This window comes from Mesorhizobium sp. M0991 (genome assembly GCF_040318915.1).
GTDB lineage: Bacteria > Pseudomonadota > Alphaproteobacteria > Rhizobiales > Rhizobiaceae > Mesorhizobium.
The window spans coordinates 47899-65391 of record NZ_JAMYNE010000011.1 but is presented as its reverse complement, the minus strand read 5'-3'; the positions used below and the strand labels follow the sequence as shown (position 1 = coordinate 65391).

At 62.5% G+C, this 17493-nt stretch carries 18 protein-coding genes; 8 read left to right on the top strand and 10 right to left on the bottom strand.

Annotated elements, in window-relative coordinates; genetic code table 11:
* Positions 1 to 14: 14 nt before the first annotated feature.
* Positions 15 to 1262, bottom strand: coding sequence for a hypothetical protein (locus NKH70_RS17565; protein WP_352713101.1), 1248 nt, complete (start codon positions 1260 to 1262; stop codon positions 15 to 17).
* A gap of 143 nt (positions 1263 to 1405) precedes the next feature.
* On the opposite strand from NKH70_RS17565, the gene NKH70_RS17560 reads away from it, so the two are divergent.
* Entirely contained in the window at positions 1406 to 2446 is a 1041-nt protein-coding gene (locus tag NKH70_RS17560) for a CapA family protein (RefSeq protein WP_352978444.1), read from the top strand.
* A gap of 72 nt (positions 2447 to 2518) precedes the next feature.
* Positions 2519 to 3490: a hypothetical protein gene (locus NKH70_RS17555; protein ID WP_352713099.1), complete on the top strand. Its 972-nt coding sequence runs from the start codon at positions 2519 to 2521 to the stop codon at positions 3488 to 3490.
* A 13-nt stretch (positions 3491 to 3503) separates the two neighbouring features.
* Here the strand turns inward: NKH70_RS17555 and NKH70_RS17550 are convergent, their stop codons facing one another.
* On the bottom strand, positions 3504 to 3998 hold the full coding sequence (locus NKH70_RS17550; protein WP_352978446.1) for a YegJ family protein: 495 nt from the start codon (positions 3996 to 3998) through the stop codon (positions 3504 to 3506).
* A 192-nt stretch (positions 3999 to 4190) separates the two neighbouring features.
* On the opposite strand from NKH70_RS17550, the gene NKH70_RS17545 reads away from it, so the two are divergent.
* A complete protein-coding gene (locus NKH70_RS17545) occupies positions 4191 to 5813 on the top strand; it encodes an FAD-binding oxidoreductase (protein WP_353025759.1) in 1623 nt (540 codons plus the stop codon).
* 7 nt (positions 5814 to 5820) lie between these two features.
* Here the strand turns inward: NKH70_RS17545 and NKH70_RS17540 are convergent, their stop codons facing one another.
* The 3 genes from NKH70_RS17540 to NKH70_RS17530 form a co-directional block, all read right to left on the bottom strand.
* A complete protein-coding gene (locus tag NKH70_RS17540; RefSeq protein ID WP_352713092.1) occupies positions 5821 to 6336 on the bottom strand; it encodes a hypothetical protein in 516 nt (171 codons plus the stop codon).
* A 158-nt stretch (positions 6337 to 6494) separates the two neighbouring features.
* Positions 6495 to 7625: a hypothetical protein gene (locus NKH70_RS17535; RefSeq protein ID WP_352713090.1), complete on the bottom strand. Its 1131-nt coding sequence runs from the start codon at positions 7623 to 7625 to the stop codon at positions 6495 to 6497.
* Between the two features lie 6 nt (positions 7626 to 7631).
* Positions 7632 to 8066, bottom strand: a complete 435-nt coding sequence (locus NKH70_RS17530) for a DUF4383 domain-containing protein (RefSeq protein ID WP_023719157.1) — start codon at positions 8064 to 8066, stop codon at positions 7632 to 7634.
* A 739-nt stretch (positions 8067 to 8805) separates the two neighbouring features.
* Here NKH70_RS17530 and NKH70_RS17525 point away from each other — a divergent pair.
* Entirely contained in the window at positions 8806 to 9744 is a 939-nt protein-coding gene (locus NKH70_RS17525; protein ID WP_353025758.1) for a diacylglycerol/lipid kinase family protein, read from the top strand.
* A 99-nt stretch (positions 9745 to 9843) separates the two neighbouring features.
* On the opposite strand, the gene NKH70_RS17520 is transcribed toward NKH70_RS17525, so the two are convergent.
* On the bottom strand, positions 9844 to 11055 hold the full coding sequence (locus NKH70_RS17520) for a mandelate racemase/muconate lactonizing enzyme family protein (protein ID WP_352912513.1): 1212 nt from the start codon (positions 11053 to 11055) through the stop codon (positions 9844 to 9846).
* Positions 11052 to 12668: a GMC family oxidoreductase gene (locus NKH70_RS17515; RefSeq protein ID WP_352978451.1), complete on the bottom strand. Its 1617-nt coding sequence runs from the start codon at positions 12666 to 12668 to the stop codon at positions 11052 to 11054. The genes NKH70_RS17520 and NKH70_RS17515 overlap by 4 nt, the downstream gene beginning before the upstream one ends.
* 295 nt (positions 12669 to 12963) lie before the next feature.
* Between NKH70_RS17515 and NKH70_RS17510 the strand changes: the two genes are divergently transcribed.
* The gene (locus NKH70_RS17510; protein ID WP_352912511.1) at positions 12964 to 13644 is read left to right on the top strand and encodes a hypothetical protein; all 681 of its coding nucleotides are present in this window, start codon (positions 12964 to 12966) and stop codon (positions 13642 to 13644) included.
* Between the two features lie 234 nt (positions 13645 to 13878).
* Here the strand turns inward: NKH70_RS17510 and NKH70_RS17505 are convergent, their stop codons facing one another.
* The gene (locus NKH70_RS17505) at positions 13879 to 14253 is read right to left on the bottom strand and encodes a GNAT family N-acetyltransferase (protein WP_352912510.1); all 375 of its coding nucleotides are present in this window, start codon (positions 14251 to 14253) and stop codon (positions 13879 to 13881) included.
* Between the two features lie 126 nt (positions 14254 to 14379).
* Complete coding sequence (locus NKH70_RS17500) at positions 14380 to 15045, bottom strand: alpha/beta fold hydrolase (RefSeq protein ID WP_352978453.1); 666 nt, start codon at positions 15043 to 15045, stop codon at positions 14380 to 14382.
* Between NKH70_RS17500 and NKH70_RS17495 the strand changes: the two genes are divergently transcribed.
* Together NKH70_RS17495 and NKH70_RS17490 are read left to right on the top strand one after the other, a co-directional pair.
* Positions 15019 to 15252 carry a hypothetical protein gene (locus NKH70_RS17495; protein ID WP_352978455.1) on the top strand — a complete coding sequence of 78 codons (234 nt, stop codon included), beginning with the start codon at positions 15019 to 15021 and terminating at the stop codon, positions 15250 to 15252. The genes NKH70_RS17500 and NKH70_RS17495 overlap by 27 nt on opposite strands.
* 25 nt (positions 15253 to 15277) lie before the next feature.
* Complete coding sequence (locus tag NKH70_RS17490; protein ID WP_352912508.1) at positions 15278 to 16204, top strand: LysR family transcriptional regulator; 927 nt, start codon at positions 15278 to 15280, stop codon at positions 16202 to 16204.
* A gap of 36 nt (positions 16205 to 16240) precedes the next feature.
* Here NKH70_RS17490 and NKH70_RS17485 read toward each other — a convergent pair whose 3' ends face one another.
* Positions 16241 to 16612 (bottom strand): hypothetical protein, encoded by a 372-nt coding sequence (locus NKH70_RS17485; protein WP_352912507.1) that lies wholly within the window; start codon positions 16610 to 16612, stop codon positions 16241 to 16243.
* On the opposite strand from NKH70_RS17485, the gene NKH70_RS17480 reads away from it, so the two are divergent.
* On the top strand, positions 16611 to 17441 hold the full coding sequence (locus NKH70_RS17480) for an MBL fold metallo-hydrolase (protein WP_352912506.1): 831 nt from the start codon (positions 16611 to 16613) through the stop codon (positions 17439 to 17441). The two genes, NKH70_RS17485 and NKH70_RS17480, sit on opposite strands and share 2 nt — an antisense overlap.
* Positions 17442 to 17493: the final 52 nt, after the last annotated feature.

The window sequence follows — 17493 nt, the reverse complement described above, 5'->3', positions numbered from 1 at the left end:
TCCGAGTTTCCCCCTCAATTAAACCACAGCGCGAACGTCAGAAACCCGGCGCCGCCGAACTGGCGCTGGATCTGATTGAACTCCTCGCTGGTGAGAATCTTGCCGCGCTCGAGATAGGGCGCGATGGCCGGGCCGGTGATCGACAGCACCAGGTCGAAGGGCTTCGGCTCGTCGAAGAAGCGCTTCATGTTGATGCCTTTGTCGGCGATGCGGAAATGCGGCAGAAAGGTGCGTCCCTCCAGCAGATCCTCGGCCATAGCCAGGGCGGCGAGCCAAGCCTGTACCTGCTGCTCGCCGACTTCCAGACCGGTCAGCGGGCTGGCGCCTTTCTGCTGCGGCCCGGGCAGCCATTCGCGGTCATTGTCGGTTTCGGCGCGGATGGCTTTCCAGTCCTCGCGCGACAGCCGGATCATTTCCATGAGATGGCGGCGTGCCGCTTGCCGGCGCTCCGGCTCGACCACTTGCCAGTTGATGAGATGGACCAGCGAGATGAAATCGGCGATGCGCCATTCGGACGACAGAATGCCGCCGCTCATGCCGCCGTCCGGCGGAACGAGCGTGTCCTGCAGCGGCAGTTTGGCGCGCGGGAACAGCATATGGAACGAACCGTCGAAGGTGTTGCTGAAGTCATGCGCCAGCCAGAAATCGGCCTGCGCCATCAGAAATTCGGCATAGCCCTGCAGCCAATAGCCGTCGGCGCGGTCGAAGCGGAAGGCGAGGGCGGCATCGGCCGGCGCGCCGCCCGTGCCCGACAGAGAGGCCATGATCGCCGCAGCGCTTTCGTCCGGCGCGATCGTGCCGTCCTCGTTGAGGTCGATGCCGAGGCGGGTGAGGTCGATGACCATACCGATGTCCGTGTCGGCGGGTACCGAACCCAGCGTGGCTGCGGATTTCTCCAGCCGGTCGCGGAAGGCAACGAGAATGGCGCGGAATTGTTCGTAGCTCAGCGGCTCGGGATCAGGGTTGTCCGGCACCGGCAACCGCATCAGCGGCAGCATGAAGGATTGCGGGCTTTCGAAACCGTGGCGGTGCAGCCCGCCGGCCAGGATCTCCAGCGCGGTGAAGAATTCGCCGGCGCCGGCGGCGTAGGTCGCTGCCGGATCGCCGGGCGCGGCGGCTTCCAGGGCGGCAAGAGCGCTGTCGCGTTCGGCTACGGTTTTCGCCTCAAACAGGGCCGCCGCTTCGGGAGCCGCGGCGCTGGGTGAAGCCAGCGGGAGGAGAAGAATGATGGCGCACGCCACCAGCCTGGAAAAACGCTTCATCGTGATCGCCCCTTTTGTCGCTCCGCAGTGGATCATACACGCATTTGGTTCGCGCGCCTGTAGCCCTGTGGTTCACCGATAACAGTCTGCGCTTCAATCAATCCGGCTGGCGGTCTACACAAGGCAAACCATTGGGCCGTCGCGTGTCGAACTATCCGCTTTCCTACAAACTGTCGTGGCTGCCACGCTTCCTCCGGCCTTCGCTCGATGGCGACGCGCGCGGCTTTGCTCCGGCGGCCGCAGCCCTGCTCGAACCGCTGCCGGCGCGGACGGTGCGGCTGGCTTTCGTTGGCGATATCTCGGCGGTGGCCAATCGCCGCGCGCCGGACTGCGATCCGGCGATTGCGGCACTGCTTGCCTCGGCCGATCTGGTGGTCGGCAATTGCGAAAGCCCGGTGGTGAAACGGCCGAGCGCTGTTTTGGGCACCAGGCTTGGCACGCGCCACGCGATGAGCGAGCGGTTCCTTGCCGAGGCGCTGGCCGCCGCCGGCATTTCGCGTGAAAAACTGGTGCTGTCGCTGGCCAACAACCATGTGCTCGACCAGGCTATTGCCGGCTTCGATGAGACGGTCGCCGCCCTGGAGCGGCTCGGCATCCGCACGATCGGCACTGCGGTTCCGGTCGAGCGGTTTGCAGTCGGGGCGCTGACAATCGGCCTTGCCGCCTTTACCTTGTGGCGCAATGTCGGCGCGGCTCAGTTTGCGGGCCGAGTCTCGATGCAAGGCGATCCGACGCAATGGCCGCGCGACGCCGCTTCGGGTGTCGACCTCCTCTGCGCAGTGCCACATTGGGATTGGGAATTCCGGCATTTTCCACGTGCGAAGACGCGGGCACTGGCGCGGCTTCTGGCCGAACATGGCGTCGGCCTGGTCGCCGGACATCATGCGCATGTCGTGCAGCCGATCGAGCGGACCGGCAAGACGCTCGTTGCCTATGGGCTCGGCGATTTCTTCGGTACCGCCTTTTCGCGCCAGCCATGGCCCGGCCGCATCGGCGCCATTCTCGTCGTCGACATCAGCGACGATCCCGGCACGCGCGGGGCCATCGCCGCCTACCGGCTGCATGCCTTCATGCGGCTGCGCGCCGGCGATCACGAGCGCCTGGTCCCGGTCGAAGCGCTGGCGGGAAAATCGAGGCAAAGGGTTCTGGCCCGCCTCGATGCGATCTTCGGTGCCGGGCGCTGACGGCTGCGCTGACGCGGTCCACCAAACCGGCTATCATGCTCAACGCGGGCAGGCTTGTGGCGGCGGTGGGTGATGGAAACTGCGGATTTCATGCCGAGCGAAGCGGTGATCGCCGGCCTCAGGAAGAACATCGAGGCCTATGAGGCCGAAAGAGCTTCGGCCCATCGCCGGACGCGCTGGCGGGTGCCGCTGTTCATCGGGCTGGTGCTGGTGTTCGTGGTGTTTGTGGCCTGGCTCTTCAACGGGGTTGCCGACCCGAGCGAGCAGTGGTTCTCGACCCCGCATGTGTTCCTCTATATCGGCGGATTCCTGGCGGCGATCCTGCTCTATTTCCGGGCGATCAAGCCAGCGAGCAAATTGCAGCAGTCGTTTCGCAGCACGCTGTTGCCGATCATCTTCGGCTTCATCGAGGACATGCAGTATCGGCACAGCGTCAAGCCGAATTCGTTCGACCGGCTGCCGCGCGAGACGGTTGGCCCATTCAACCGACAGTCTTTCGACGATGCTTTTTCCGGCCGCTATGAAGGGTTTCCGTTCGAGCTGTACGAAGCAGAGCTCCGGGAAGGGACGGGCAAGAGCACGACGGCAGTGTTCAAGGGCGTCATCGTCGCCTTCGAGACGATCGTGCCGTTCCCCGGCACATTGGTCGCCGCGCGCCGGACCAACAAAGCCGTCGGCTTCTTCCGCGGCATCTTCGGCAGCAAGATGCAGGAATTGTCCAGCGGCGTGCCGGAGCTCGATGCCGCCTACGAGTTCCGCACCGACAACATCGAGGCGGCGCGGCCGCTGGTGACCGGCCGGCTGGCGCAGGCGCTGCAATGGCTCGGCGAGACCCGGCCGAACGATCCGGCACGCGTGGCGCTCAGCGGCAGTGACGGCTTCCTGCTGCTGCCGCAGGAAAGGAATTTCTTCGAGCTGCCGGATATCCCCACGCGCCTCGACTACACCAAGCATGTCGCGCCGATGATCGCCGACATGGGCGCGATGCTGGCGACAGCGGCGCTGGTGCGCAAGATCGGGGCGAGGGACGAGGAGGCGGGTTAGTCCGGCTGGGCGGTCAGCAATCGAAGCCGCGTTCGCTTCGCATGTAGTCGACTTCTTCCTTCGACATCGACCTGAACATCACACAAACGGTGAAACTGCCAACCTGGTGACCGTTTCTGGTGTATCCCCAGTCGGAAATATCGTCCCGGTTGAATTCGATATACTGGCCAGCCACGACGTTGTGGACACTATGTGGCTCATTCGCCAATATCCCCACGAATCCGGTTTCGTTCCGCTGGAACGGGATGACCCAGAAGTGTTCGGTCACATTTCCGTCCTTGATCATCACCTTCAGTTTGAATGTGTCCGTTCCAGGTGGCGGTGTCTGGGATAATGCTAGGAATTCATCCAGGCTGGCACGTGCCTGTGCAGTCGCCGCCGCCATATCTGGATCGTCAGGCGCGACTGCGACGACGCTGTCGTCGCCCTGACTGGAGTCCTGAGCCTCGGCGGATATCGGAGCAAGCGCTAGCATCAGGGACAGTATCGCGCGGGACACGTGCTTCATGGAATGGGCGCCCTTACAATGGTCAGCATCATCATGGATCCGTTCGCTTTTTCAACCATAGCGTGAAAAATACCTTCATTGCAACCATAAGAAAATGCTCCTGATGCCGCAACTGCCGCTGTAGTTCTGCTACGCACTCCGGCTATGGTTTTTGCCGGAAGCTCGCGCTATCTCTGAGGCAGCGAGGGGTTCATGATCGGAGAACGCAAGGGGTTTCGCCTGTCGCGGCGGCTGCTGCTGGGTGCGGCGGTGGTGGGCGGCGCGATGCTGTGGGGCGGCACGACCGTGGCGCGGCTGGCGCGCGGTCCGTCCGGGCAGAAGAATTCCGGGCGCATTGCCGACATTGACGGGATCGACCTGGCTCAGAAGCCGCTGGAGGGCCCGCCAGCCTACGATACGTCGCTGCCATGGCTGACCAAGGGCGGCGACATCAACGATGCCAGCGGCCTGTCGATGACGCCAGTCTACGGCGTCATCGAAGTCAGCGAGGAAGACCACATTGCGAGCGCGTTGGCCTTTGCCCGCACCAATGGCCTGAAGGTCTCGATCGCGGCGGTGCGCCATTCGATGGGCGGCCACGCTTTCGACGACAACGCACTGGTCCTCGACATGCGCAAATTCAACAAGGTCAGCGTCGATGCGGCGGCGAAGACGATGACCTTGCAGCCGGGCGCGCGCTGGCACGACATCCAGAACCTTTTGCACCCGCGCTTTGCGGTGAAGGCTATGCAGTCGACTGACATCTTTTCGGTCGGCGGCTCGCTGTCGGTCAACGCGCATGGCATGGACCACCAGGCCGGCTCCGTTGCCGGCTCGATCCGTTCGATGCGGGTGATGCTGGCGGACGGTTCGGTGACAACCTGCTCACCGGCTGAAAACACCGAGCTATTCCGCCACGTCGTCGGCGGCTACGGCCTGTTCGGCGTGGTGCTGGAGGCGACGCTCGACATCGTCGACAACGCCGTCTACCGGACCTCGCGCGAGATCATCAAATCGGACGACTTTCCAAAGTTCTTCGCCGAGGTGCTGGAGCCAAACAGGGCGATCGGTCTGTTTTATGGGCATCTGTCGACTGCGCCGGGCAATTTCCTCGAGGATATGATCGTCTACCGCTATGACAAGGTGGCCGACCAGCCGCCGGCCGACCAGCCGGCAATCGGCGAGCCGGGTTCGGTTGGGCTGAAGCGGGTGATCATCAACCTGGCGAAGTGGGGCAGCCTGTTCCAGGAGCTGAAATGGTTCACCGAAAAGACGCTGGAGCCGCAATTCGAGAGCTGCACAGTGGCGCGGACAACGGCAATGGCCGAGGGCGAGGCCTGCCTCGTCACCCGCAACAATCCGATGCACGATTCAGTGCCCTATCTGTTCAACGATCTGCTCGATGAGACCGACATACTGCACGAATATTTCATCCCGCGGGCGGCGTATAACCCGTTCATCGCGGAAGCGCGCGAGATCCTGCGCAACCAGAGCCTGCCGGTGCTCAACGCGTCGGTGCGCATCGTCCACAAGGAGGATGTGGCGCTGAATTATGCGCCGGAGCCGGCCTATTCGCTGGTGCTCTACATCAATCAGCCGACCGACGCCGACGGCAATGCCAGGATGCGGGCGCTGACAAGGGCGCTGATCGACGTGACGATCAAGCATGGCGGGCGTTTTTTCCTGCCCTACCAGCTTCATTATACGGGCAAGGAACTGCTTGCCTCCTATCCGGAACTGCCGTCCTTCCTGGCGAAGAAGCGGCAATACGATCCGGACGAGCTGTTTTCGTCGACGTTTTATCGCGCCGTCAAGGCACTGATCGGCACGGCCTGAGCGGCGGCTACAGACCGTCAGGCAGCTTCGCCGCCAGCCAGTTCGCCGAACGCCTGGCGATGCCGATCGTTGCCGCTGCGGCGCGGCCGAGATCGGTCTTGACCACGGCGTAGCCGGTCTTCGTGCGGTAGAGCACGGCGCGGCCGCCATCGACCGCCGCTTCATAGGCGACCGGCCTGACGGCTTCCGTTTCCGTCGCCGTGGCCTGCGTTCCGACGGCAGCACTGGGCCGATGGCTCAGCTCCGGTGGCAGCGGGTCTGTCGCTGCCGTACTGGCCGTCGTCAATTCGGGCTCCGAAGTGGTCGCCACGAGCTGCGATGACGAAGACGAGTTCTGTGTCCGGCAGATGCCCGAGACCAGCGGATAATCGAAATTGCGCTCGTGCAGCATCTGGCTTTTCATCGCCGCTTCGCATTCGGCGATGGTCGACCATTTGGCGGGCGTCTCGCCGATATATTCGCAAAGCCTGGCGTCGCAATCGCAGCCGACGATGGTCATGGCGACAAGGGCGGTCTTGATCACGGTCTTGTCCCTCCGAGTTGCCTGGCGATGTGCGCAAGACAAAGTGCTACGGCATCATCAATCGTTGCGGAACAAGGCGGGATTTGGCCGCGATTGTGGAATGAGCGTGGCGGAGCATCACGCAACGTCTTGCCGAGGCCGGCTGTGACCGAAAGGCCTCAGTAATCGTAGACGTGCTCGAGCCTGGCGCCCGCCGTCATCAGCGCCGGCAGCACGAGGTGCAGTTTGCGCACGGCGACGGTCAGGCCGGTGCGGCGCGTCGAAGGTTCCGCCGGAAGCGGGTAGCTGAACAAGGTGCGTGCGCCTTCGGGAACATTGATCTCGTCATTGGAAAGCATGGTGACCATGATCTCGTCATTGCCGCCGATCTCGACGAAGGAGACGCCCTTGTCGATCAGGCGCGGGATCATGTCGGTGAACACCTGATAGCGCCTGGTGACGAAGACCGTGCCGTCGGCGCCGAGATCGCGCTCCAGCAAGGTGTCGGGCTCGTTGCGCGTCACCTCGCTGACCGGACCCTTGGCCCAGACGTGAATGTCGAGCAAGGCCGGGTCGGTGGTGGCGGCGAGCGCCGACTTGATCAGATCGGCGTAGCCCTGCTTGATGGTGTCGGCGAGGCCGAAGGCGAGCTTGCGTTCGCTGGTGCGGACGGCGCTGTCGTCCGCCGCCGGCTGGACGGCAAACAGGCCGGCACGCTTTTCGGCATAGGGAAACTGGTACCACGGCACCTGGTCGAGAAAACCGGCATAGTCCGCCACCACCTTGGCCTGGTAGATGTCGACCGCGGTGCGCTTGCCGGCTGTCGCTTCGGTGACGCGGCCGACCGTATTTTCATAGGCCCACTGGATAGCGTGCTCGATCGTGTGGCTGGTGCCGATGACCACCAGCATCTGGTGGTTGTCGAGGTTGAACTTGTAGGTGGAACTGGCGCGGATGACCATCGCATAGTCCTGCCAGAAGCGGCCAATATAGGAGAGATAGGGAAAACCGCTCGGCTGGTTCTTGTCGACGAAGCCGGCATATTCGCGGGCGGCGTAGACGATGGCCCATTCTGGATAGGTGAGAAAGGTCGATTCCTCCGGCCGCTGGTAGCCGGGGATCTCGGCACGGACCTTGTCGGCCAGCGCCTTCGGCGGGGCACCCTCAGTGACGCCCGGCAATGGTGTTGTGTCCAGCGACGGCGTCGTGAGAAAGCCGTAGGCCAGCCCGGCGATCGGGATCAACACGACAATGACGACGAGCCAGAGGATCGCCTTGATGATGCGCTTCAGCCAGCGGAACAGGAACATGGCCGGTCAGGCCGTAGCGAAATGGTCGTACACACGTTTCGACAGCCAGAACCCGACATAGACGGCGAAGCCGCCGATGACGATGTGCGGCAGGTTGGCGAAGAAGCGGGCCGGGAATTCGATGTCGTTCAAGGAGCGGAAGCCGTTGATGAAAATGCCGCCGTCGAGGCAGCCGGAACCGGTGACCAGGCCGAGCACGCCGTCAAACAGATAGACCGAGCCGAACAGCTTGAAATAGAACACCGCCTGGCGGTGCGAGATGAAGGCGGCCGCCAGCGCCCAGACGCCGGAGAAGGCGTGCAGCAAATCGTCATACCATTGCAGCGAGAACAGGCCGAACAGATTGCCGCCGGCATCGTTGAAGGCCGGCACATAGCCGATCGCAACAACACCGAAGAACAGGAAAGCATAGGCAACAGCAAGCTTCTGGATGAGCGTCATGAAATGTCCCCCTGTAGCCCTTTTAAACGGTCCCCGACGGCAAATGGATAGTAGCTGATTTTGGCGCAGCGTGAAGCGTCGCCGGCAAAATCGTCAGGCGGGGCCACAAAGACAGTCGGCGCCGGGATTTCTCCCAGCGCCTCCCTGTCAGATCAGGACACGGTCGCGGCAGCAACTCCCGAAAGATGTCGCGCCATTCCGGCCTTGATTTTGACGGTCCTGCCAGTCGCCACCCGAGGGCAGCGTCCGTTCCGGACCACGCCGGTCTCCGCTCTTGCGAGCTTTGCCCAGCGCGCCATCGAAGGTTTTTGCCGTCCTTCATGGCAGCATCGGTCCGCCGTTGGCGTTCGCACGCTTTCCGCGGCCCCGTAGGTCTCGGCTTCCATCCCTCCAACAAGCAAGCCTGTTCTCGTTCAGGGCCGTACGGGCCTCAGGAAATCCGCCGTTCCGCTTTGCCTTTCGGCGTGGCGATCGGTAGCCGCCTGAGATGGGTTTAACGTACGCCGGATAAGCGTTTGGCGAAACCGCCGCGAGCCTGTGGATAGCGGGATTATCGGGGACTGAACCCAGCGATGGAGCGAATTCCGATCTTCGTCGCCGGCCGCCTACCGGCAGCCGGGATTTGCCGTCGATGCCGAAACCGCATTGTCGGACATTCGATCTTGCCCCGCGGGCCGGCGCAGGCTTCAATGCCGGCAAATGATTGGAAGGCGTGTTCGATGGCCTTGGGGAGGCAGGCTTGAAGGTCGCGGTGATTCTCAATCCGATCGCCGGCGGCGGCAGGCTCAAGCGGCATTGGCCCGAGGTTGCGGCTTCGCTGAAAAGACATTTCGGCGATTTCGAGCTGCGTGAAACGCAGGCCGAGGGGGATGCCGAACGGCTGGCGCTCGACCTTGCCGCCATCGGCTTCGAGCTGGTGATCGCGGCCGGCGGCGACGGCACCGCCAGCGAGGTTGCCGACGGGCTGCTGAAGGCTTTCCGGGAAAGCGGCCGGACGGCCGAACTCGGGCTGCTGCCTTGCGGCACCGGCATCGACTTCGCCCGCGGGCTCGGCCTGTCGAACGATGTCGATCTGACGCTGAAGCGGATTGCCGAGGCCAAGCCGCGCAAGGTCGATGCCGGCTGCATCAGCTATGTCGACGACCACGGCGCGCTGGCCAGCCGCCATTTCATCAATATCGCCAGCCTCGGGCTTTCCGGCGCTACCGACCGTGCCGTCAACGCCGACAAGCGCAAGGGCAAGGTTTCGGCCAAGGCGCTGTTCTACTGGCGCACGGTCTGGGAATTCCTCCGTTACCGCTTCCAGGACGTTGCGATCACCATCGACGACGGTGCCCCGGTCGAGGTGCGCATGGCACTGGTGGCGGTGGCTAACGGAAAATTCTTCGGCGGCGGCATGATGATCGCGCCCGACGCCGAGCTTAACGACGGCGAGTTCGACATCGTCATCCTGCGCGCCGCCGGCAAGCTGAAGCTGATCTGGGACATCCGCCTGCTCTATGGCGGGCGGCACCGCAACCATCCGGCGATCACCATCCTGCGCGGCAAGAAAGTGGTTGTCGAGCCGCTCGGCGATCTGCAAAAGAACGCCGCGCTGATCGACATAGACGGCGAATCGCCGGGTCGCATACCGGCGACCTTCGAGATCCTGCCCGGCGCCTTGACGCTGAGATATTGAATCAAGGCGTTGAGGGCTTGATTAAAGTTCTTTCGGCGGTAATTCCGGTCCTACGTCCAACACGTTGAAATCGCGTGACATTGTCGCCCGCTCGACAGGTCACGGCATCAGTGGCGTCTGCATCATTTGCAAATGTAGGTCCTTGCCGGTCCAGGGATGCGCGTCACAGACGGCTTCGTCGAGCTCGACGCCGAGGCCGGGCTCCTTCGACGGGATGACATTACCGTCCTGCCATTCGATCTTCTTCTTGAGCAGCTTCTCGTGAAAACCGTCCCACTGCTTCAGCGATTCCAGAATGAGGAAGTTGGGCAGCGTCACCGCAAGCTGGATGTTGGCGGCGCCGACGATCGGCCCGCAATAGCAATGCGGCGCGACCTGGATGTGATAGGCCTCGGCCATGGCGGCGATCTTCTTGGTTTCGAGAATGCCGCCGGAGCGGCCAAGGTCGGGCTGAAGAATGGTCGCGGCACGGTTCTCGATGACCCGGGCAAATTCGAATTTCGTGGTCAATCTTTCCCCCGTTGCGATCGGGATAGAAGTGCCCCTTGCGACCTGAGCCATCACTTCGGGCATGTCGGGCGGCACCGGCTCCTCGAACCACAGCGGATCATAGGGCTCGATGGCGCGGGCGAGGCGCAGCGCGCCCGATGCGGTGAACTGGCCGTGCGTGCCGAACAGGATGTCGGCTCTGGTGCCGACCGCCTCGCGGATCGCCTTGACCATGCGGGCGGAGAGGTCGATGTCGACGAGGCGCGGCTGGTGGCCGTCGAAGGCGGTGTAGGGACCGGCCGGGTCGAGCTTGACCGCATTAAAACCCTGCTCGACATATTCGAGCGCGCAGGCTGCAGCCAGATCTGGATCGTTGTAGACGTTCTTGCCGCGCGCATCCTCCGAGTGGACGCTGCCGCTGTGCGGATAAAGGTAGGTATAGGAACGCAACGTTTCGTGCACCTGGCCGCCGAGCAGCTTGTAGACCGGCTTGCCCGCCTCTTTGCCGATGATGTCCCAGCAGGCGATTTCGAGCGCCGAGAAACAGCCCATGCCCGACACGTCGGGGCGCTGGGTGAAGCCGGACGAATAGGCGCGGCGGAAGAAATTTTCGACGTCGTGCGGATCGCGGCCGATCAGATAACGCTCGGCCATGTCCTCGACCATTTTCGCCGTGACATGGGCGGAGAAGGTGGCGTTGTAGGCCTCGCCATAGCCGACCACGCCGCCATCGGTGGTGAGCTTGACGAAAATGAAATACTTGCCGCCGATGCCGGGTGGCGGATTGCCGACAACCCAGGTCTTGACGTCGGTGATTTTCATTTCTGATCCTCCAGAACCAGTTCGGCGCCCTTCCATCCGGTCATGATCGCGGCGGCGTTGGTGTTGCCGGTGATGTTGTCGGGAAAGATCGAGGCATCGATGACGCGCAAGGCGTCGAGGCCATGCACCCTGAGGCGCGGATCGACGACGGCGCGCGCCGGGTTCGGCCCCATGCGGCAGGTCGAGACCGGGTGATAGACGGTGCCCGAGCGCTTCCTGAAATCCTGAACGAGATCCGCATCGGAGGTGATCGACGGACCGGGCAAAACCTCCTCTTCGATGATCTCGGCCATCGCCGGCATCGATGCGATCTTCCTGACGAATTTCACCGCCGCCAGCATTTCGGCGACGTCTGCTTCGGTCGACAACGCGTTGGCGACGATTTTCGGATAATCGCGCGGATTGCTGGAGCGGATCATGATCTCGCCACGGCTCGACGGGCGGCAATTGGACAGGCCGATGGAAAAACCCGGCCATGGGTCGGGCGTCAGAATCGGGCGTTCGCCGCTCTTCGGAATGACGGTCGAAAACGCCTGGAAATAGAGCTGCATGTTGGGCCGTGCCGCGGCCGGGTCGGTGCGGAAGAAGCCGCCGGCATTGTTCATCGACAGCGACAGCGGACCCGACCGCAGGAGGACATATTGCATGCCGACCAGCAGCTTGCCCCACCACGGGCGCAGGATCTGGTTGAGCGTCGGCTGCCTGCCCTTGAAGGTGTAGTTGATGCCGACATGGTCCTGCAGGTTTGCCCCGACATTCTCGTTGGCGCAAATGACGGGAATGCCGAGCGCACCAAGCGACGCCGACGGGCCGATGCCTGAAAGCTGCAGCAATTGGGGCGAATTGACCGAGCCGCCCGACAGGATGATCTCACGGCCGGCGCGGGCGGTTTTCGTCTCGCCATTCTGGAGATACTCGATACCGACGGCGCGCTTGCCCTCGAACAGGATTTTTGTCGCCAGCGCGTTGGTCTCGACGCGGACGTTTTTGCGCTTCATTGCCGGGCGCAGGAAGGCGCGCGCCGCCGACATGCGGCGGCCGTTTTTGGTGGTGATCTGATAGACGCCGACGCCTTCCTGCGAAACGCCGTTGAAATCCGGGTTGAGCGGCAGGCCGGCTTGATTGGCGGCCGCGAGATAGCGCTTGGTGAGCGGATGGACGGAGGTCGAGCAGTCGGTGATATGCAGCGGCCCGCCGACGCCGCGCCATTGGTCGGCGCCGGCCTGGTTGTCCTCGAGCGCCTTGAACGCGGGCAGCAGGTCGTCGAAGCCCCAGCCGGGATTGCCGGCATCCCGCCAGGCGTCGAAATCCTCGCGCGCGCCCCTGATCCAGACCATGGCATTGATTGAACTCGAGCCGCCGAGCAGCTTGCCGCGCGGCCAGTGGTCGACATTGCCGGCGAGGCCGGGGTCCGGATCGGCCTTGTAGTTCCAGTTTACCGCCGGGTCGAAGAAGGTCTTGCCGTAGCCGAGCGGCATCTGCACGTAGAAGCGGCGGTCGCTGCCGCCGGCCTCGAGCACCAGCACCGAGAAGCGGCCGGAAGCCGACAGCCTTTCGGCCAGGACCGAGCCGGCCGAGCCGGAACCGACGATGATGAAGTCATAGGTTTGCATGGTGGCTGCGGCTGGCTCCGGAATTCGGCTCTAACCTAGGCTTCGGCGCGACGCGGCGTCGCCGGGTCTTCCGGCATCCGATGTGAAAAAAGCGACTGGTGATATTCGGTTTGAATGGCCGCTTGTTGCCGGAGTTAGTTTTGCTACGGCAACAATCATACGCGTTTTAGCAATCAATGCCGATGTGTTCGAGCAGGGATGACCGAAGGCTGCCGTTCGCGCTCGGTCATTGAATTGATCCGTGCGATCAGTAATGTTTGCTGACGACCCTCACGATTGCCGTTGAAGAGGTTAGATGTTCTCCAGCTTGATCGAAAGATTTCGTCGGCAACCAGACCTCGGTCGTGCGCCTCAGCGTGGTAAAGCCTTGGGCGACATTGCCGCTGCAGCATTGGAAGGCGGCTTGGCATCCGATTTTCAGCGAGTAGGGGATTTGTTCTGGGTTGGCCGTCCAACAGATCACATACGCTATCTGCTGAAATTTCAGGCGTTGAAAGGCATGACCTTCTCCGCCTGTTGGGGCGTCTCGATCGACTTTGTACCAATTTTCAGAGGCGGAAGCCTCCGGTGGAAAAGAACGGCGAAGTCGGCGAATTTTGATCTTTGCATTGACCCGATTGATTCATCGGGCCGGATTCCCAACTGGTGCTCATTCTATAGTAACGATAGCGCCGATCAGGTTGAACGCGCCGCTTTGGCGGCGCTCAATGCTGCCCAGCAGGACTGGTCCAGAATCACCGCACTAAAGGACGTTGCTGCTAGTTTCGAACGACGGTCCAAGATGAAATTTCGACGTTTTTCGTTGGAAAACTATGTGCAAACAGACCTCGCCTGGGGCTTGGCCCTTGTTGCCGTTGGAGACGCGGATCGGGGCCAGCATCACATCGATGCATTTTGTGAGCAATTTGCCGTTGCCCCGGAGACGACCATCCTCGCAAAAGCGAGAAGCGAAGCGGGCGCAATAGCGGTTGGATGACAACTTTCCACCCATAGCCGAAACTTCAAGCTGCGATCACAGGCGATGATCGGCAATCTGCTTGAAATCATAGCGCATGATCGGGCGGGCCGGCGTCCTGCGGGCAACGACCCTGAACCCGGCGCGCGCGAAGGTGGAGGCATATCCGCTGCCGGAAGCGCTCGGCGATACGTCGGCGTCGAAAGGATAGGCTTCGAGTGCCGGAGCATTTGCGCGCCTTGCGACTTCCAGGGCCTATGCAATCAGCTGGGATGTTACGCCCCGCCGGCGGTATTGTTTTCGCACGTAGAGGCAGGACACGGACCAGACCGGCCTGTCGTCCACGCGCTTGAGCTGCCATAGCCGATCGAGCCAGGGCAGGGCGTCTCGCGGCGTCACCTGGCACCAGCCGACAGCCACATCGCCGTCGAAAGCAAGCAAACCTGGAGGCGGACCATGCTGGACGGCTTGCCGGAACGCTGCCTTGTTTTCCTCGTCGGGCCGCTTTCGATAAGAACGACCGATCCGCCCGTACATACACCAACAACGACTGCAGACGGCGCTGTCGCCGAACAGGTCCTCGAGCGCCGGCCACAGATCGGGCGTCAGTGGGCGAAAGCCAAGTTCCATGTCAGCCGTCATCCGCTACCTGTGTTGCCCAGTCTAGCCCGAGCTACGCGTTAGTGCATCATAGGTTGCGGTCCATGCGGTGATGTTCGAAACGGCCTTCACTCAGCATCCCCGCCGTGCTCCGGCTCAGCGCAGAAAACCGAGCACGGCCTCTATGAATTCGGCGGAGTACTCGACATTCGACAAGTGGACCGCGGGCAGGACAACCAGTTTCGCGCCGGGCACCGTCGCCGCGATCAGCTCGCTGTGGCTGGCGGCTGTCACCGTGTCGTGGCGGCCGGCGATCACCAGCGTCGGCGTGGAAATCAGCGCTATGGTTCGGCGAAGGTCCGCATCGCGAACCGCCGCAAATAAACCAGCCAGGCCTTGCCGGTCGATGGCCAGCAGCATGGCGCGAAATTCTTCGATGACGGGCTCGTTGGCCGCCAGCATACGCGCAGGAAACCAGTTGCCCAGGAACATCTCGGCGGTTTCCGACATGTCCGGCGCCTGCAGCACGGCGGCAATGCGCTCATCAAACTGCTTTGCCGGTCCGAGGTAGGATGAGGTGTTGCTCAGGATCAAGCGCTCGATCCGCTCGGGCGCATGAATGCCGAGCCACTGCCCGACGAAGCCGCCCAACGACAGACCGAGGAAGTGTACGCGTTCAATGCCCAGGGCATTGAGCAACTCGATCACGTCGCGGCCAAGCCGGTCGAGCGAATAAGCACCGGCCGGAACGCTCGACCCTCCGTGGCCGCGAAAATCATAGCGCAGAACACGGAAATGCTTCGACAGCTCGTCGATCTGCATGTCCCACATCCGCAGCGTGGTGCCGATGGAATTCGACAGCATCAGCACAGGCTTGCCGGCGTCGCCGTCGATGCGGTAGGCGATGCGTGTGCCATCGCCGACGGTCATGAAATCCAGCTCATTCATGGTGAATACACCTTCCTTTTTGAAGCGCTGAATGTGGCAAAGCCTAGCTGCGGCGCGCTTTTGACGATATTACAAAGATAGGACTATCTCTGTAATAGAAGCTGACATGGCCGAATTCACCCTACACGACCTGCAATGCTTCGATGCCGTGGTCCGCTGCGGCGGCTTTCAGCCTGCGGCGGCAATGCTGCATCGCTCGCACCCGGCTGTGTTCGCCGCCGTGGCAAAGCTGGAGCGGCAACTCGACCTCGTTCTTTTGGATCGCGGCGGCTATCGCGTGCGCCCCACCGAGGCAGGGCTGTCGTTCCATCGCAGGGCACAATCGCTGCTGCGCGAGCTCGAGGGCTTGCGGCTTCATGCTGCTCAGCTGTCAATGGGCGAAGAAACCGAGATCCATGTGGTGATCGGCGACCTGTGCCCGCGCCCGCAGGCACTGGGCATGCTCGGACGGTTCTTCGCCCAGTGTCCGGGCACACGCCTGCATCTGCATTTCGAGGCGGTGGGCGGCCCGTGGGAGCGCCTCTTCGACGACGAAGCCGATTTGATCCTGCACTGGATCGACAAGAGCGACCCACGGGTGGAATGGATCGATCTGTGCAAGGTGCAATTCGTTCCGGTAGTGGCGTCGGGCTTTCTGCCGGAGCGCATCAAGCACCCAATCACGCCGGATCAAATGCACGCGTTCACCCAATGTGTCATGCACGACACGGCCCGCCATTCACCACAACAAGACTACTTCATGATCGAGGGTGCGCCTCAATGCATGGTGGCCGATCAGGGCATGAAGAAGGAAATCATCCTGCAGGGCCTCGGATGGGGCCACATGCCCCGCTTCCTGGTCGAGGAAGAGCTGCGCGACGGACGCCTGCAATCCATTGCCGGTCGTCATCTGCCAGGCCGTACTGAGGAGTTGGTGGTTGCGCGCCGCCGCGACCGGCCGCACGGGCCGATCTCGAACCGTCTGTGGGACTATATCGAGCAAGAGGCGCCGACGTTGCGCCGAGCGCTCGAACCTCGGCAACCTATCCAGTAGGCGGAGGCCGTTCAGCGGACGGCCAAACCAGCGGCCTTACCCGCTTGAATTGATTGCTGCATAATCTGCAGCAGTGAACTGCATCCCGTCGCTATTTCCGCTGTTTATGAGGCGGATTATTGATGTCGCAAGGAGTTCGCCGTGAACCGCGCCGACCCGCCCGAAGATTTCCACTTCCCGCGGGGCAGTCCAACGGTCGGCATCCGCCCTGGCGGCGATCCCGTAGCCTGCGCCCAGCTTCATCCGCAACTCGAAGGACAAGACCATGAATATCGACCGTCGAACGTTCGGCATCGGCACCTTTAGTGCCGGCGCCTTACTACTTTCTCCGATCAGCCTCTTTGGGAGCAACGCTGCGGCTATCGCCGCCCCGTCTCCGGCTTCGCTTGCGAGCGCCCACAGGTTCATGCTCGGCGACCTCGAGGTTACTGCACTGAGCGACGGCTATCTCAATCTCGGCCTCGAACTCTTCCCTTCCGCAGATCCGGCTGCCGCTGAAGCGCTGCTGGCAAAGGCATTCCTGCCAAAACCACTCCCGACCTCGGTCAATGCTTACCTTGTCACCAGGGGCGACAGACGGGTGCTGATCGATACCGGCTCGGCATCGGCGATGGGGCCCATACTGGGACATATACCTGACGCGCTCGCCGCCGCCGGCGTCAGGCCGGAAGAAATCGACACGGTAATCATCACCCACCTCCATCCCGACCATGCCAACGGCCTTGTCGGTATTGGCGGCAATGCCGCCTTCCCGGCAGCGGAGGTCGTGGTTGCCGCGCCGGAATTCGCTTTCTGGCACGATGACGCGATCCTATCCAAGGCGCCCGACCAGATGAAGCCGTACTTCGAAATAGCGCGCAAATCGCTGGTGCCTTACTATGGCAAGGTCCGGAAGATCGAAGGCGAGGTCGAGATCGCACCCGGGATCAGCGCGTTGCCTGCGCCTGGACACACGCCGGGGCATCTCGCGCTTCGAATTGGTTCTGGTGACGCCAACCTGCTGCTCTTGACTGACGTAATCCACGCCTCCGCGCTGCAATTTGCACATCCGGAATGGGCAATCGCCTTCGACGTGGACCAGGAGGCCGCAATCGCCACACGCAAGAAGGTGCTCGACATGGTGTCAGCGGATGGCCTGCTCGTCGCAGGCATGCACCTGCCCTTCCCAGGCATCGGTCATGTCATCCGCGAAGGCAACGCCTACGCCTACGTGCCGACGCCCTGGCCCGCTTTGTGAAGCGCGCCTAGGTAAGCTCTCGGGCGCGCCAGCTTTCTCACCTCGGCCATGG